15 protein-coding genes and 1 other RNA gene are annotated in these 14,878 nt (G+C 67.8%); 10 read left to right on the forward strand and 6 right to left on the reverse strand.

Going from position 1 to position 14,878, the window contains the following annotated elements:
* Positions 1-11: 11 nt before the first annotated feature.
* The 3 genes from purT to tkt form a co-directional block, all read right to left on the reverse strand.
* The gene (gene purT, locus ASG17_RS05415) at positions 12-1,208 is read right to left on the reverse strand and encodes a formate-dependent phosphoribosylglycinamide formyltransferase (RefSeq protein WP_056100236.1); all 1,197 of its coding nucleotides are present in this window, start codon (positions 1,206-1,208) and stop codon (positions 12-14) included.
* 4 nt (positions 1,209-1,212) lie between these two features.
* Positions 1,213-1,992 (reverse strand): hypothetical protein, encoded by a 780-nt coding sequence (locus ASG17_RS05420; RefSeq protein ID WP_056100239.1) that lies wholly within the window; start codon positions 1,990-1,992, stop codon positions 1,213-1,215.
* Positions 1,993-2,070: 78 nt separating this feature from the next.
* Positions 2,071-4,020, reverse strand: a complete 1,950-nt coding sequence (tkt, locus tag ASG17_RS05425) for a transketolase (protein WP_056103128.1) — start codon at positions 4,018-4,020, stop codon at positions 2,071-2,073.
* A gap of 140 nt (positions 4,021-4,160) precedes the next feature.
* On the opposite strand from tkt, the gene ASG17_RS05430 reads away from it, so the two are divergent.
* Together ASG17_RS05430 and ASG17_RS05435 are read left to right on the forward strand one after the other, a co-directional pair.
* Complete coding sequence (locus tag ASG17_RS05430) at positions 4,161-4,439, forward strand: hypothetical protein (protein WP_056100242.1); 279 nt, start codon at positions 4,161-4,163, stop codon at positions 4,437-4,439.
* Complete coding sequence (locus ASG17_RS05435) at positions 4,439-4,768, forward strand: cell division protein ZapA (protein WP_056100245.1); 330 nt, start codon at positions 4,439-4,441, stop codon at positions 4,766-4,768. The genes ASG17_RS05430 and ASG17_RS05435 overlap by 1 nt, the downstream gene beginning before the upstream one ends.
* A 3-nt stretch (positions 4,769-4,771) precedes the next feature.
* On the opposite strand, the gene ASG17_RS15135 is transcribed toward ASG17_RS05435, so the two are convergent.
* On the reverse strand, positions 4,772-6,181 hold the full coding sequence (locus tag ASG17_RS15135; protein ID WP_082496131.1) for a calcium-binding protein: 1,410 nt from the start codon (positions 6,179-6,181) through the stop codon (positions 4,772-4,774).
* Between the two features lie 244 nt (positions 6,182-6,425).
* Here ASG17_RS15135 and ssrS point away from each other — a divergent pair.
* From ssrS to ASG17_RS05460, 5 genes are all read left to right on the forward strand, one after another.
* A non-coding RNA gene (gene ssrS / locus ASG17_RS15140) (6S RNA) lies at positions 6,426-6,587 on the forward strand.
* A gap of 112 nt (positions 6,588-6,699) precedes the next feature.
* A complete protein-coding gene (locus ASG17_RS05445) occupies positions 6,700-7,254 on the forward strand; it encodes a 5-formyltetrahydrofolate cyclo-ligase (RefSeq protein ID WP_056100251.1) in 555 nt (184 codons plus the stop codon).
* Between the two features lie 10 nt (positions 7,255-7,264).
* Entirely contained in the window at positions 7,265-8,089 is an 825-nt protein-coding gene (locus ASG17_RS05450; RefSeq protein WP_056100254.1) for a TIGR00282 family metallophosphoesterase, read from the forward strand.
* Positions 8,089-9,120, forward strand: a complete 1,032-nt coding sequence (locus ASG17_RS05455; protein WP_056100257.1) for a glycoside hydrolase family 43 protein — start codon at positions 8,089-8,091, stop codon at positions 9,118-9,120. The genes ASG17_RS05450 and ASG17_RS05455 overlap by 1 nt, the downstream gene beginning before the upstream one ends.
* Before the next feature lie 88 nt (positions 9,121-9,208).
* Positions 9,209-10,051 carry a DUF5694 domain-containing protein gene (locus ASG17_RS05460; protein ID WP_056100260.1) on the forward strand — a complete coding sequence of 281 codons (843 nt, stop codon included), beginning with the start codon at positions 9,209-9,211 and terminating at the stop codon, positions 10,049-10,051.
* On the opposite strand, the gene ASG17_RS05465 is transcribed toward ASG17_RS05460, so the two are convergent.
* Positions 10,033-10,968, reverse strand: coding sequence for an MBL fold metallo-hydrolase (locus ASG17_RS05465; protein ID WP_235560364.1), 936 nt, complete (start codon positions 10,966-10,968; stop codon positions 10,033-10,035). The genes ASG17_RS05460 and ASG17_RS05465 overlap by 19 nt on opposite strands.
* Positions 10,969-11,036: 68 nt before the next feature.
* Here ASG17_RS05465 and ASG17_RS05470 point away from each other — a divergent pair, with 68 nt between their 5' ends.
* Positions 11,037-11,639 (forward strand): hypothetical protein, encoded by a 603-nt coding sequence (locus tag ASG17_RS05470; RefSeq protein WP_056100263.1) that lies wholly within the window; start codon positions 11,037-11,039, stop codon positions 11,637-11,639.
* Positions 11,639-11,887 carry a helix-turn-helix transcriptional regulator gene (locus ASG17_RS05475; RefSeq protein ID WP_056100266.1) on the forward strand — a complete coding sequence of 83 codons (249 nt, stop codon included), beginning with the start codon at positions 11,639-11,641 and terminating at the stop codon, positions 11,885-11,887. Before ASG17_RS05470 ends, ASG17_RS05475 begins: the two co-directional genes overlap by 1 nt.
* Position 11,888: 1 nt before the next feature.
* Here ASG17_RS05475 and ASG17_RS05480 read toward each other — a convergent pair whose 3' ends face one another.
* Positions 11,889-13,445 carry an alkaline phosphatase gene (locus ASG17_RS05480; protein ID WP_056100267.1) on the reverse strand — a complete coding sequence of 519 codons (1,557 nt, stop codon included), beginning with the start codon at positions 13,443-13,445 and terminating at the stop codon, positions 11,889-11,891.
* 138 nt (positions 13,446-13,583) lie between these two features.
* On the opposite strand from ASG17_RS05480, the gene ASG17_RS05485 reads away from it, so the two are divergent.
* Complete coding sequence (locus ASG17_RS05485; protein WP_056100272.1) at positions 13,584-14,759, forward strand: DUF418 domain-containing protein; 1,176 nt, start codon at positions 13,584-13,586, stop codon at positions 14,757-14,759.
* The last annotated feature ends 119 nt before the right edge of the window (positions 14,760-14,878 follow it).

Raw genomic sequence — 14,878 nt, forward strand, 5'->3', positions numbered from 1 at the left:
CCTGAACGCGCCTAGGCCCGAACCGGCTTCACCTTCGACGCCGCTTCGCGCGCGCGTTCGCGGGCTTCCTGGACGCTGGCCCCCGTCGCGGTCGCGACGCCCATGCGGCGGCGTTCGAAGGCTTCCGGCTTGCCGAACAGACGCAGGTCCGCACCGGGCACCGACAGGGCCTCGGCGACGCCCTCGAAGGCGATGCCCACCGCGTCCATGCCGCCATAGATGACCGCGCTGGCGGCGATGTCGCGGCGCGTGACATCGACGGGCAGTTCGAGGATGGCGCGGGCGTGCAGGGCGAACTCGCTGAAGGTCTGGCTGGCCAAGGTGACCAGGCCGGTGTCGTGCGGGCGCGGCGAAACCTCCGAGAACCACACCTGGTCGCCCTTCACGAACAACTCGACGCCGAAGAGGCCCAGGCCGCCCAGCGATCCGGTGACGCGGCCGGCGATGTCCTGGGCGGCGCTGAGGGCCATCGGGCTCATGGCCTGGGGCTGCCAGCTCTCGACATAGTCGCCCTTGACCTGGCGATGGCCGATCGGGTCGCAGAAGTCGGTGCGGACCTGGCCGTCGGCGCCGATCGAACGGACGGTCAGCAGGGTGATCTCATAGTCGAAGTCGATGCGCCCCTCGACGATGACGCGGGCGGTCTCGACCCGGCCGCCGGACTGGGCGTAGGCCCAGGCGTTGGGCGCATCCTCCATCGCCTCGACGAAGGACTGGCCCTTGCCGGACGACGACATCACCGGCTTGACGAAGACGGGCAGGCCGATCTCGTCAGCGGCGGCGGCCAGTTCGGCGGCCGAGCCGGCGAAGGCGTAGGGGCTGGTTGGCAGACCCAGCTCCTCGGCGGCCAGCCGGCGGATGCCTTCGCGGTTCATGGTCAGCTGGGTGGCGCGCGCGGTCGGGATGACGGTGGCTAGGCCGGCAGCCTCGATCTGGGCCAGAACCTCGGTGGCGATAGCCTCGATCTCCGGCACTATGATGTGCGGCGCCTCGGCCAGGATGACGCCGTTCAGCACCTGCGGATCGGTCATCGGGATGACATGGCTGCGGTGCGCCACCTGCATGGCCGGCGCGTTGGGATAGCGGTCGACCGCGATGACCTCGGCGCCCAGGCGCTGAAGCTCGATGGCCACCTCCTTGCCCAGCTCGCCGGAGCCCAGCAGCATGACGCGAACGGCGGTGTCGGACAGGGGCGTGCCGAGCTTCATCGATCTACTCCTTGGGCGCCCAGTGACTGGCGGCATGGGCGGTCTCGATCGCGGCGACCAGCTCGGCCCTGGCGTCGAGGTCACGCAGTTCGGCGGGGGTCAGGGTGGCGGTCTCGGCGCAGGCCTGAATTACGTGCGGGAAGTCGGGCGCGACGCTGACGCCGCCGCTCTCGGCGTCGGCCCAGATGCTGAACGACTGTTCCGCCAGGCTGTCTGGCGCGTACACGTCCTGGCATTCGGCGTTCGCGTCAGGATCGGACAGCTTCTTGCGGCTGTACCAGGCGCCCAGCGCCGCGGATGCGACGGTCGGCACATAGTCGGCGGGTGCTTCGTCGAAGGTATTGAGCGTCAGGGACAGGCCGGGGATGGCGGCGGCCCAGTCGATGCGGCCGCCGTCGGCCAGGTCATAGGTGATGGCGCTCTGGCTGGTCGACGGATAGGGACCGCCGCAATAGGTCTCCAGATGCTCGCGCAAGGTGATGTAGGCCGGGCCGGTCATCGGCTGGCTGATGGTGCGGGTCCATCCGCCGCCGGGGCCGCCCTCGGCGTCGGCGGTACACCCGGCCGCGTTCTGAAGCGCGGCGGCGTCCATGCGGTCCAACTCGGCGTTGATGCGCCCGGTCGCCGCATCGTCGCCGCTCAGTCGGGGCAGCGCCTCGATCTCGGCCGAGAGCCGCGGCTTGGCGACGAGTTCGACTGCGGGGCCGGCGGGATCCTGAGCGGTCGCCTGACCGCAGGCGGCGAGAAGCAGGGCGATGAGTGCGGGGGCGATGAGGCGGGTCATGCGGTCCGTTCTAGCGCAATCCAGCCACGCCGTCCGCTGTTCGGCGCGGCCGGTCTGCGCAGGGGTCGTGAGAGGCGGCTACAGCCGCGCCTTCACTTCATCCAGGATGGCGTCGGCGGTGATGCCGAACTTCTCGTAGAGGACTTCAGCCGGGGCCGAGGCGCCGAAGCCGGTCATGCCGATGAAGGCGCCGTCCTCGCCGATGAAGCGTTCCCAGCCCTGCTTGATCGCGGCCTCGACGGCGACGCGGACCGTGCCGCGGCCGATGACCGAGGCCTGGTAGGCGGGCGACTGGCGTTCGAACAGTTCGAAGCAGGGGACCGACACGACCCGCGTCGGAATACCTTGTGCCTCCAGCGTCTCGGCGGCCGACAGGGCCAGGGCCAGTTCGGTGCCGGTGCCGAACAGGGTGACGCGGGCGTCGCCCGACGCGGCCTTCAGCTCATAGGCGCCCTTGGCCGACAGGTTCTCGGTCGAGGCGGTGGTGCGGACCGCCGGGGTCTTCTGGCGCGACAGGGCCAGGGCCGAAGGGCTGGTCTTCGCATCCAGCGCCGCCTGCCAGCACTCCATCGCCTCGATCGTGTCGGCCGGGCGGAAGACCAGCAGGTTGGGGATGGAGCGCAGGCTGGCCAGATGCTCGACTGGCTGGTGCGTCGGGCCGTCCTCGCCCAGGCCGATCGAGTCGTGCGTCAGCACGTGGATGGCCCGCACGCCCATGAGGGCGCCCAGGCGGATGGCCGGGCGGCTGTAGTCGGCGAAGACCATGAAGGTGCCGCCGTAGGGGATGACGCCGCCGTGCAGGGCCAGGCCGTTCATGGCGGCGGCCATGCCGAACTCGCGGATGCCGTAGTTGATGTAGCGGCCCTCATAGGTGGGCGCATCATAGATGGGCGTGCCGGCCACGAAGGTGTTGTTCGAACCGGTCAGGTCGGCCGAGCCGCCGATCATCTCGGGGATGGCGGGGAACAGAACGTCCAGCGCGGCGCCGGATGACTGGCGCGTGGCCTGGGCCGGCTTGGCCTCGACCAGTTCGGCGATCTTGGCGTCCAGCGCCTTGTAGGCCTCGGCAGGCAGGTCGCCGGCCATGGCGCGGGTGAAATCGGCGCCCTGTTTGGACGCGGCCAGACGCGCCTCCCATGCCTTGCGGTCTTTCGCGCCACGCTTGCCGACCTTGGCCCAGGCCTTCTCTATGGGCGCAGGCAGGTCGAAGGGTTCGTGCGTCCACGACAGGCCCAGACGCGTCGCGGCGACCTCTGCGGCGCCCAGGGCCGCGCCATGGGTCTTGTGGCTGCCTTCCATGGTGGCGGCGCCGCGACCGATCTTGGTCTTGCAGGCGATCAGCGTGGGCTTGTCCTGCTTCACCGCCCACTTCATGGCGGCGCGGATGGCGTGCATGTCGTGGCCGTCGATGGCCTTTACGGCCCAGCCGGCCGCCTTGAAGCGCGCCTTCTGGTCCGTGGCGTCGGACAGGCTGACCTTGCCGTCGATGGTGATCTCGTTGTCGTCCCACAGGACGGTCAGCTTGCTGAGCTTGTAGCGGCCGGCCAGGGCGATGGCCTCCTGGCTGACGCCTTCCATCAGGCAGCCGTCACCGGCGACGACCCAGGTGCGGTGATCGACCAGATCATCGCCGAAGCGGGCGGCCAGGTGACGCTCGGCCATCGCAAAGCCGATCGAGGTGGCGAGGCCCTGACCCAGCGGGCCGGTGGTCATCTCGACGCCTGGCATGTGGCCGTACTCGGGGTGGCCGGCGGTCTTGGAGCCCCACTGACGGAAGTTCGACAGCTCTTCCTTGGTCGCGGCCTTGTAGCCGGTCAGGTGCAGCAGGGCGTAGATCAGCATCGAGCCGTGGCCGGCGGACAGGATGAAGCGGTCGCGGTCGGCCCAGTCGGGGCGCGACGCGTCGAACTTCAGGAAACGACTGAACAGGACGGTGGCGACATCGGCCATGCCCATCGGCATGCCGGGGTGGCCGCTGCGGGCCTTCTCCACACCGTCCATGGCCAGGACGCGGATGGCGTCGGCCATCTGTTTCGGGGTGGCCTTGGCGTCGGCGGCATCGGTCACGGGCGGTCTCGTCGAAATGCGGGATGGGTCGAAAATCGGGAAGGCGCCGCTTTACCCCGGCGGCCGGGCGCGTTCTATACGGATTCTGGAGGTTGCGACCCATGTCCGACGCGACGACCGCCGCGCGACAGCGCGTGGACAAGGCCCTGGCCGCTGTAGAGCGCAAGATGCTGGAGCTGAAAGCCCGTCCGGCCGACGCCCCGCGCCTGGCCGACGACGACCTGTTCGCCTCCGTGCCCTCCGGCGCGGGCGACACCGTACGCGTGGCCGAACTGGAGCGCGCAGCGCGCGAGGCGGCCGGGGCGCTGGCCGAGGCGTCGCGCGTCATCGACGGCCTGATCTCCGATGCCGACCGCCCTGTTCAAGAAACGGAGGCCTGATGGCCACGGTGACGGTCGAGATCAACGGTCGGCCCTACGCCGTCGGCTGCGCCGACGGCCAGGAAGAGCGCGTCCGCATCCTGGCCAAGCAGTTCGACGTACAGGTGCGCCAAGTCGCGTCCGAAGTCGGGCAGGTCGGCGACATCCGCCTGTTCCTAATGAGCGCGCTGCTCCTGGCCGACGAACTGCACGAGGCGCGGCTGCAGGCGGGAGGACGCGCGGCGCCCGCCGCCGCCCCAGCGGCCCCGGCCAGCCCCAGCAACGACGGCGTGGCGGAGGCCCTGAACGCCGTCGCCGCCCGCCTGGAGAAGCTGGCTCAGTCGATCTGAAGTTCAGCCGCCCCCGAACAGGAAGCGGTCGAAGCTCTCATGCTCGCCGTTCAGCCGCACCAGCATGTCGGCCACGCCATCGCCGTTCACATCCACGGTCAGCGAGGTGATGTCGGTCGAGGCGTCGTAGCTTAGCACCAGTTCTCCGGCGTGGCCGCTGAAGCTGTCCACGATGGTGAAGCCCTGCACCCCCGCCGTGTTCACATCGCCGTCGATCTGGCGAAAATCGATCTTGTCCGAGTTATCGTTCAGGTCGGTGATGCGGTCGGAGTCTCCCAGCGTGGAGTCCGAGATCGAGGTGAACACAAAGGTGTCGGACGAGGCCTTCCCCGTCATGACGTCAGCCCCACGACCGCCGGTAATCACGTTCCGCCCCGCGTTACCGTAGATCGCGTTGGCCTTGGAGTTGCCGGTGGCGTTGATCCAATCGTCGCCCGTCAGCGTCAGAGCTTCAAGGTTGGCGCCCAGCGTCCAGCTGATCGAGCTGTACACCCAGTCACGACCCGATGACGAGGCCTCGGTCACGAGATCGCCGACGTTATAGACGTAATATCGGTCATCTCCCATGCCGCCAAACATGGTGTCGGCACCCAGCTCTCCGCGGAGGAAGTCATCCCCGTTTCCGCCATTCAGAGTGTCAGACCCCGCCCCCCCTCTGAGGGAGTCATTCCCGTCTGCACCACTCAGGATGTTGTCACCCGCGTTTCCGGTGATTTTGTTGGCAAGCCGATTGCCTGTACCCGCAAAGTTGCCAGAGCCGTCGAGGATCAAGTTCTCGATGCTGTCTCCCAAGGTGAAGCTGAGGCTTGAGTTAACAGTGTCGCTTCCCTCGCCATCCGCTTCTACCACTCGATCATTTAAGTCATCGATCCAGTATGTATCATTGCCCGAGCCTCCACTCATGTAGTCAGCGCCTGACCCGCCGTTGATCACGTCGTTGCCGGCTCCACCGTGGAGATTGTCGCCCCCAGCGCCTCCAAGCAAGGTGTCATTCCCAGCTAGGCCGACAAGCGTATTTCTACCATCGCCCCCGCGAAGCAGATCATTCCCGGATGTTCCAGAGCGGTCATTGTCAATAATAGGGACTGACACAATCGACGTTGTTGAACCATCTGAGAAATTAAGGCCTGTCACGTTGATGGCGACTGTGAATACGCCAGGAAAATCAATCTCCCAGTTATCTTGGATATAGATGGTGCCAAGCTCGATCACGTAATCCTGCGGAGGGCTGAATACACCGGCTATCGACAATGTTCCGCCGCTATAAAAGTCATCAATTCGCCCGTCAGGACGCCCGTACATTGCCGAGGATATAGTCGCGCTCAAGAATGAGACGTTGTGAATGGTAGCGGTGATGAAGGCATACCCACCTTCCGCCACGCTCGAAGGCGCGTTGATCGTTATCTCTGGCATGCTCCGCCTCCCCCAAAGCTCCACCCTAGCTAGAAAATTGCAGATTTCAACAGCAATCGTTTTTGGCTGCGTCGCCAGTTCATATTGAAAAGAAAGCGTGATTTTGATCCATGGGAGCGAAGAAAATCAGCGTCCGATTGTATCGCATGTAGGTAGCGGCTGTCTGCTGACCGATTTGTAGCTTGCAGCGGTGAACGGGGTGCTTGTCGCTCGAACTCCGCAAGCCTATCTTGCCTCTTGGCGGGTCTTGCTGCGGCTCTCGTCGAGGGCAACATATCCTCGCGGCCTTAATTCACTCGAAGGGAGCTGTCCCTGTCTGGGCTCGAGGGCCCGGGTATATGGCGCCCACCTGGTTATCCAGGCTCGAGAGGATCAAACCGACTCTCACGGCTCTCGCGGCGCCGCCAACCCTTTCTTTTTTGAAGACGCTATCGCGACCCGCGCGCCGGGTCGCTGCTTGAGCGTTGCGCGGCCTGGGACGGCCGCGCGCCTGCCGGGCGGATGCGCTAGGGTGGGGTGTGGCGACTTCTTCAGACAAATCTGAACTTCGGCGGGCGGCGCGTGCTTTGCGGCGGCGGCTGGCGGAGGCTGATCCACAGGCGGCAATGCGGGCGGCGGAGCATGCCCATGCGCTGCCGGATGGGGCCGTGGCGGCGCTGTATCGGGCGGCGGGGAGCGAGCTGGATACGGAGGCGCTGGCGCTGGCCTTGGTGGCGGGCGGGCGGCGGTTGTGTCTTCCGGTGGTGGTGCAGCGGGATGCGCCGCTGGTTTTCCGGACCTGGGCGCCGGGGGAGGCGCTGGCGCTCGACCTGGCGGGGTGCGCCGCGCCGCTGTTGGGGGCGACGGAGGTTTCGCCCGACCTGATCGTGACGCCGCTCCTGGCCTTCGACGCGTTTGGCGGGCGACTGGGGCAGGGCGGCGGTTATTACGACCGGACCTTTGCGGAGCGGCCGGCGGCTCTGCGGGTCGGGTTCGCCTATGCGGGGCAGGAGGTCGAGCGGCTGGTGCTGGAGCCGCATGACGCGCGGCTGCATGGCGTTCTGACCGAGAGGGGCTATAGGGCCTTCCCATGAGACTTCCCCAATGAGACTGGCGTTTTTCGGCGACGTGATCGGCAAGTCTGGCCGCGACGGGATCAGTGATCACCTGCCCGGGCTGAAGCGCGAGCTGAAGCTCGATTTCGTGGTGGTGAACGCCGAGAACGCGGCGGGCGGGTTCGGTATCACCGAGCATACGGCCAATGAGCTGTTCATGGCGGGGGCCGACTGCCTGACTCTGGGCAACCACTCGTGGGATCAGCGCGAGGCCCTGACCTACATCGTCCGCGAGCCGCGGCTGCTGCGGCCGCTGAACTATCCGCGCCTGATGGATGCGCCGGGGGCGGGGGCGAACCTGTTCCAGCTGCAGGACGGGCGGATGGTGCTGGTGATGAACGCGCTGGGCCGCATCCACATGGACGCCGTCGACGACCCGTTCGGGGCGGTCGAGAAGGAACTGGCGGCCTGTCCGCTGGGCGTCGCGGCGGACGCCATCATCGTCGACATGCACTGCGAGGCGACCAGCGAGAAGATGGCCATGGGCCACTTCTGCGATGGGCGGGCCAGCCTGGTGGTGGGGACGCACACCCACGTGCCGACCGCCGACGCTCAGATCCTGCCGGGCGGCACGGCCTATCAGACCGACGCGGGCGGGTGCTGCGATTATGACTCGGTCATAGGCAACGAGAAGGAGGAGCCGCTGCGGCGGTTCACGACGCGCATCTCGGGCGGGCGGTATTCGCCGGCGTCGGGGGCAGCGACGATCTGCGGCGTCTTCGTCGAGACGGACGACCGAACGGGGCTGGCCAAGCGGATCGAGCCGATCCGCGTCGGCGGTCGGCTGAGCCAGGCTGTGCCGGTGGTGGCGTAGTGCGCGGCTGGCTGGCGGCGCTGGCCCTGCTGACGGCGACGCCTGCCGTGGCCGAGAACCCCGTCATACCGGGATGGTATGCGGACCCCGAAATTCGCATCTTCGACGGCCAGTACTGGATCTATCCGACGATGTCGGCGCCGACGGCCGAGACGGTTCTGGACACCGACTTCACGCCTGAACAGGCGGCGATGCGGACCAATCCGGAGATCTGGGCGCCGTTTCTGAAGCAGACCTTCATGGACGCCTTCTCCTCGCCCGATCTGGTGCACTGGACGAAGCATGACCGGGTGCTGAGCGTCGAGAACGTCAGCTGGGCCGCCTATGCGGTCTGGGCGCCGTCGGCGATCGAGCGGAACGGGCGCTACTACCTGTTCTTCGGGGCCAACGACATCAAGACAGACCAGCAGCCGGGCGGCATCGGCCTGGCGGTGGCCGACCGGCCGGAGGGTCCGTTCAGGGACGCCCTTGGCCATCCGCTGATCGGGGCGATCCACAACGGCGCCCAGCCCATCGACCAGATGGTCTTTGTGGACGACGACGGCCGGACCTATCTGTTCTACGGCGGCTGGGGTCACTGCAATGTGGTGCGGTTGTCCGACGACCTGACGCAGGTCGTCCCCTTCGACGACGGCGAGACCTTCAAGGAGATCACGCCGGAGGGATACGTCGAGGGCGCCTTCATGCTGAAGCGGCGGGGCCTCTATTACCTGATGTGGTCGGAGGGCGACTGGACGACGTCGGAGTACCGCGTCGCCTATGCGGTGAGCGCCTCGCCGTTCGGTCCGTTCAAGCGTGAAGGGCTGATCCTGCAACAGGACGAGACCATTGCGCGCGGCGCCGGCCACCATTCGGTCGTCAACATACCCGGCACGGACGACTGGGTCATCGCTTACCACCGTCGCCCGCTGGACGAGACGGACGGCAACCACCGCGAGGTCGCGCTGGACCGACTGGTGTTCCGCGAGGACGGCCACATCGAGCCGGTGTTGATGACGAACGAGGGCGTGACGGCGCGGCCGCTGGACTGATCGGTCGCCTGTCCGAAACTTAATGCGGCGAGGGGCATCCGGAAGCGTGCGGCGCAGGCTCTAACAGGCGAAAGCCACTGGAGCCGTCATGCTGAAAGCCCTCGTCCTTGCCGCCGCCGTCGCGTTCGGCGCATCCGCTGTCCACGCCCAAACTCAGGCCCCGGCGCCGGAGCCGATCCAGGTGATGGTGGTCGGCGCCTTCCACTTCGACAATCCGGGCATGGATCTGGCCAATGCCCAGATCGACCCGGTGACGACGCCGGCGAAGCAGGCCGAGCTGGCGCAGGTGGCCGAGGACCTAGCGCGGTTCCGGCCGACGGCGGTGGCGGTGGAGCGGATCGCGACGGACACCGCGACTCTGGCCGATCAGCGCTGGCCCGAGTTCACGGCCGCGACCCTGACCAGCAATTCGGATGAGCGGGTGCAGATCGGCTATCGGCTGGCGGCGCTGACGGGCGTGAGCCGCGTCTACGCCATCGACGAACAGCCGGACGAGGGCGAGCACGATTACTTCCCGTTCGACAAGGTCGCCGCCTGGGCAGCCGCGCATGGTCGCGAGGCCGAGTTGAACGCCCTGATCGCCGAGCCCGGGCGGCTGAGCGCCGAGATGGAGGCCAACCAGCGCATCCACACCCTGGGCTGGATGCTGCGCGACATGAACCGGCGCGATCATCCGATGCACGGCGCCATCGACTTCTATTATCGGCTGCTGAGCTATGGCGATGCGGTGGAGCAGCCGGGCGCCGAACTGAACGCCGGCTGGTATGAGCGCAACGCCAAGATCTTCGCCAAGCTGATGCTGACGGCCAAGCCGGGCGACCGGATCGTGGTCGTCTACGGCGCGGGGCACCTGTACTGGCTGCGTCACTTCATCGAGAGCACGCCGGGGTTCGAGCTGGTCGAGGCGAACGACTATCTGACCGGGCGCTGATCCAGCGACTGGTGGCCGAGGAAGACCTCGATGGTCGGATGGGCGGCGGCGAAGCGGCGGAGGCGGTCGGCGGATGCGTCGGCCTGGGTGCGGGCGGCGGCGGAAAGCGGCTGGGGCAGGCCCTGCCAGTTCAGCCGGGTGCTGGTCGCGTCGCCGGTGACCAGCTTTGGACCATCGACGGCATTGACCAGATAGGCGGTCGAGCCGGGGGAATGGCCGGGGACGTGCAGGGCCCAGACCGAGCCGTCGCCGAAGATGTCCAGCACGCCGTTGAAGGCGCCGCTCGGGTCCGGCTGGAAGCGCCATTCGCGCAAGGGGCCGTGGCCGCGCAGGATGGCGTCGGCGGGGGAGCCGAGCAGGGTGTTGATGCGGCTGGCGTCGCGGGCGTCGCCCTGGCCGACATAGACCGGCGTCGTGGGGTTCAGGTCGATCAGGCCGCCGATGTGGTCGAAATGCAGGTGGGTCAGAAAGACGGCGCGCGGTGGCGTCTGGTCGGCGAAGACCTGGGCGGTGGTGCGCTCGACGCGGACCGACAGATCGTGGACGCCGCGCCGCATAACGGGGTTCAGGCGGCTCTCCAGATCGGCGGAGACGCCGCTGTCGATCAGGAAACGACCGCGCGTGGGGTGGTCGATGACGTAGGCGTAGATGGTCGCCGTCTCCTGCCCCTTGGGCGTGGCGGCGGTGCGCGGGTCCTCGCGGTCGATGAAGGCGCCGCGTCCGGCGGTCCATTCCGCGAAGGCGATGCGGGTCAGGGTGATGACGCCTGGCTGAGTCAGGCTAGCCTCAAGCGCGCCCGGCGCGGCCGGGACGCCGAGATCGGCGGGGGTCAGGGCGTGGTGGGTCATGGGGCTAGCGCAGGCGCTAAGCGTGGCGGCGAGGAGGGCGGGCATGACGAAACGGCGGGCGGCGGTCATGCGGCGGCTCCTTGCGTGTCCTTATCGAATGACATAAAGATTTGGCTGTCAATCGGGAGATCCGTGGCGTGAGCCAGCTTCTGTCCTTTCCGCCGCCGATGCCCGAAGAGGCGCCGGCGCTGGGCCGCATCCGCCTGCTGAGCCGGCCGCTGGCTTGGCTATTCACGGGGCTGCTGGTTCTGGGGTCGGTGGTGCTGGCCATCGCCGTGGTGGCGGTCCTGACCTATACGGGCACGCGACTGCAGGTCTGGCCGGGCGGGATGCAGATCTACATCGAGGCCAGCGTACCGCCGGTCCCGCCGACGTGGACGACGGTGGGCGCCCTGCCGTGGGTGCAGAAGATCGCGCTGGCGACCTCGGCCACGGTGATGATGGGGCCGGCGCTGGCCATCCTGTGGGAGCTGCGGCGGCTGTTCGGCCTCTATGCGTCCGGCGTGGTGCTGGCGGTCGAGAATGCGCGCCGCATCGGGCGGATTGCGGCGTGGTTGATCGCCTATGCGGTCGCGCCGACCGTTGGGCATTTCATCGTCGATCTGAGCGGCTTCGACGATCGCGGCTGGCTGCGGTTCGACAGTCTTCAGGCGCTGTTGCTGGGGCTGGTGCTGTTCGTCGTCGCGCGCGTCATGCTGTGGGGGGCGCAGGTGCAGGACGACGCCTCGCGGTTCGTCTGATGCCCCTGATCGTGCGGCTGGATGTGGTGATGGCCCGGCGCAAGGTGCGCTCCAACGTGCTGGCGCGCGCCATCGGCATTTCGGAAACCAACCTGTCCCTGCTGAAGTCCGGCAAGGTGCGCGGCATGCGGTTGGCGACGCTGGATGCGATCTGCCGCTACCTGGACTGCGCGCCTGGCGACATCCTGGAGTATGTGCCCGACGCCCCGGCCGAGAAGCAGCCGGTTAGCGAGCGGCGCGAGGCCTAGGTCAAGCAGCGACGATGCGGCTGGACCCGCGCTCGAGGGCGTAGGTTGCGCGCGTGGTCAGGGCTCCGCCACGTTCGGAGACCTTGTCGAGGACCTTGAACTCGGTGCGCCAGGCGTCGGGTGTCACATCGCAGACGACGTAGCCGCGCTGGGCGTTGTTGAACTTGAGGAAGGCGTTGTCGGCCAAGTAGCGTCGGCCATCGGCGCGCTGGTCCTGGCCGTCGCCGGAGGAGCTGAGCGAGGTCACGACGAACTCCGCCGCGACGGGCGCGTCATCCGGGTTCCGGCCCTCGATGTGGAGTTCGCCCGCATAGTTCTGATGCTCGTCGCCAGTCAGGACGACGACGTTGTCGATCCGGCGGTCGCGGATGCGTCGCAACAGGCGCTGGCGCGGGATGCGATACCCGGCCCAGGTGTCGAGGCTGTAGCCGACCTCGGGACCTTCCTTGCGGTCCAGGTCCATCATCATGATCTGCTGGGCCAGCACCTTCCAGCGCGCGGCCGAGGCGTCGAGGTTGCGATAGAGCCAGGCCTTCTGCGCTTCGCCCAGCACCTGGGCCTCGGCGGCGTCGACGCCGGCGCAGGTGGCGGCGCGCGCGTTCTCGCACGGCTGGATCGAGCGGTACTGGCGGGTGTCGAGCAGATGCAGGTCCAGCAGGTCGCCCCACTGGGCGTTGCGGTACATCTGCATGGCCGAGCCGGTCGGGAAGGCCGAACGGCGCAGCGGCATGTGCTCGTAATACGCCTGGAAGGCGGACTGGCGACGCAAGCGGAAGACCTCGGGCGGGGCGCCGTCCTCGTCGAAATCGCCGACCCAGTTGCTGTGCACGTCGTGGTCGTCGAAGGTGCAGAACCAGGCGGCGGCGGCGTGGCTGGCCTGCAGGTCCGGGTCCATCTTGTACTGGGCGTAGCGGCGCCGGTAGTCGTCCAGGCTGTAGCATTCGCCGCCGAGGTGGACGCGCGGGTTTTGGATTGTCCCGCCTGAGCCTGTGTAGGTGGGGGCGGCCGCGCCCTCGTAGATGTAGTCGCCGTAGCAGTAGACGAAGTCGGCGTCCTCGGCCGCCGCCCGCGCGTGGCCGGTGTAGAAGCCGTGCTCAAACGACTGGCAGCCCAGAACGACGAAGTCGGCGTGGTCCACGACGGCGCCGGGGGCGGGCGCGGTTTTGGCGCGGCCGACGGGGCTGGCGTGGCCACCGCAGCGGAAGCGATAAAAATAGGGCCGGCTGGGTCGAAGGCCCTCGACCTCGACGTGGACGGCATGGGCCAGTTCGGGGCGGGCGACGGCCTCGCCCTGGGCCACGACGGTGGCGAAGGCCTCGTCCAGGGCGACTTCCCATGTCACCGCCATGGGCGCGGCCGGCATGCCGTGGTCGGGCTCCAGCGGACGGGGCGCCAGGCGCGTCCAGATGACGAAGCCGTCCCGCAGCGGATCGCCCGCCGCGACGCCCAGCTGGAAGGGGCTTTCCGTGAAGGCCGCCTGGGCCAGCGCGGGGCCGGTCGGGCTCAGAAGACCGAAGCCGAAGCCGGTCAGCAGGGCGCGGCGAGGGAGGTGGAGCATCGGCTCGACCTAATCGCCGATCGTGACAGGCTCAAGTATGGGGCCAGGCTTGAAGACGGGCGGCCCAAGTTGACACCCCATGGCCCAGCTTTCATCAGGGGCCAGGATCGGGCGTCAGACCCGGCGGGGGAAATCGCTATGAAGACCGTGGGATCGGCGCCGGAGGCGCGTCTGGACATGGTGGACGGGCTGCGCGGCTATGCGCTGCTGGGCCTGTTCCTGGTGCACATGAATGAGCTGTTCGAGCTCTATTGGGCCGTGCTGCCGCCCCAGAATGTGTTCCACGATTGGGTGTTCGGCATCTTCGCCGGCAAGGCCTACGCCATCTTCGCCTTCTGCTTCGGCTTCAGCGTCTTCGTCATGATGGACGGGGCGGCGAAGCGGGGCGTGGACTTCACCGGGCGGCTGGCGTGGCGGCTGCTGATCCTGTTCGTGGTCGGCTGGGTTCACGGGCTGGTCTACCGGGGCGACATCATCACCGTGCTGTCGGTATTGGGGCTGGCGATGCTGGCCATCAACCGGATCCGGAGCGTGCGGTGGCTCTGGGTCGTGGCGGTCTTCTTCTTCCTGCAGCCTTGGAATCTGTTCCGCATCGCCTCGGCGCTGGCGGGGCAGGAATGGGCCAATGCGGCGCCGAACTTCTCCAACGACCCGGCGATGGCCGTCTATCTGAACGGCGACCTGATCCAGACCCTGGCCGTCAACGTCTGGACCGGCCAGGTGATGAAGTGGTGGTTCATGTTCGAGTCCGGACGGATGTCGCAGATCCTAGGCCTGTTCGTGGTCGGGCTGATCTTCGGGCGGATCGGGTTCTTCGCGGCGGAGGACCGGTTCAGGACGGCGCGGCGCGCAGCCATCGCGGCGGTGCTGGTGGCGACGCTGGCGTTCCGCGAACTGCGTGAGCCTCTGACGGCGGCGCTGTTTCCGAACGGGCTGGGCGGAGCGGAATGGGTCTGGGGAATGACGACCGGCGCCTGGGTCGATCTGGGCTGGACGGTGCTGAGCATCCTCGTCTTCGTCGAGGTGTGGCGTCTGTTGAAGGGGCGTGGGCTGGGCGTGCTGGCGCCGGCCGGGCGAATGACGCTGACGCTCTACATCGCCCAGTCGCTGGTGTTCGTGCCGGTCTTCTACAGCTTCGGGCTGGGGGGCTATGAGACGATCGGTCAGACGCAGGCGTTCTGGATCGGCGTCGTGGCGTTCGCGGTTCAGCTGGTGTTCGCGGGATTGTGGTTCCGGCGGTTCCGCTACGGCCCGCTGGAGTGGGGCCTGCGCTCGGCGACCTGGCTGCAGAAGGTGCGGATGCGGGCGGGCTGAAATCGCTCTCCGCCCGATGGGCGGAGACAGGCCGCGAAGCGGCCAGAGGCGGGCCCGAAAGGGTCGCACCCGGAGCTTGCCCGCCTCTGCTCGCTATGCTCGCTGTCTCCGCCCAGGAG

Origin of the sequence: Brevundimonas sp. Leaf363, assembly GCF_001424025.1 — a bacterium.
In the GTDB taxonomy this organism is placed as follows: Bacteria; Pseudomonadota; Alphaproteobacteria; order Caulobacterales; family Caulobacteraceae; genus Brevundimonas.

Bases quoted from the DNA above. Each gene is read 5' to 3' on its own strand.
- ASG17_RS05465 (WP_235560364.1), bottom strand. From the start codon at position 10,968: ATGACCGCCGCCCGCCGTTTCGTCATGCCCGCCCTCCTCGCCGCCACG.
- ASG17_RS05435 (WP_056100245.1), top strand. From the start codon at position 4,439: ATGGCCACGGTGACGGTCGAGATCAACGGTCGGCCCTACGCCGTCGGC.
- ASG17_RS05420 (WP_056100239.1), bottom strand. From the start codon at position 1,992: ATGACCCGCCTCATCGCCCCCGCACTCATCGCCCTGCTTCTCGCCGCC.
- ASG17_RS05475 (WP_056100266.1), top strand. From the start codon at position 11,639: ATGCCCCTGATCGTGCGGCTGGATGTGGTGATGGCCCGGCGCAAGGTG.
- ASG17_RS05485 (WP_056100272.1), top strand. From the start codon at position 13,584: ATGAAGACCGTGGGATCGGCGCCGGAGGCGCGTCTGGACATGGTGGAC.
- purT (WP_056100236.1), bottom strand. From the start codon at position 1,208: ATGAAGCTCGGCACGCCCCTGTCCGACACCGCCGTTCGCGTCATGCTG.
- ASG17_RS05450 (WP_056100254.1), top strand. From the start codon at position 7,265: ATGAGACTGGCGTTTTTCGGCGACGTGATCGGCAAGTCTGGCCGCGAC.
- ASG17_RS05480 (WP_056100267.1), bottom strand. From the start codon at position 13,445: ATGCTCCACCTCCCTCGCCGCGCCCTGCTGACCGGCTTCGGCTTCGGT.
- tkt (WP_056103128.1), bottom strand. From the start codon at position 4,020: ATGGCCGACGCCATCCGCGTCCTGGCCATGGACGGTGTGGAGAAGGCC.
- ASG17_RS05460 (WP_056100260.1), top strand. From the start codon at position 9,209: ATGCTGAAAGCCCTCGTCCTTGCCGCCGCCGTCGCGTTCGGCGCATCC.
- ASG17_RS05430 (WP_056100242.1), top strand. From the start codon at position 4,161: ATGTCCGACGCGACGACCGCCGCGCGACAGCGCGTGGACAAGGCCCTG.
- ASG17_RS15135 (WP_082496131.1), bottom strand. From the start codon at position 6,181: ATGCCAGAGATAACGATCAACGCGCCTTCGAGCGTGGCGGAAGGTGGG.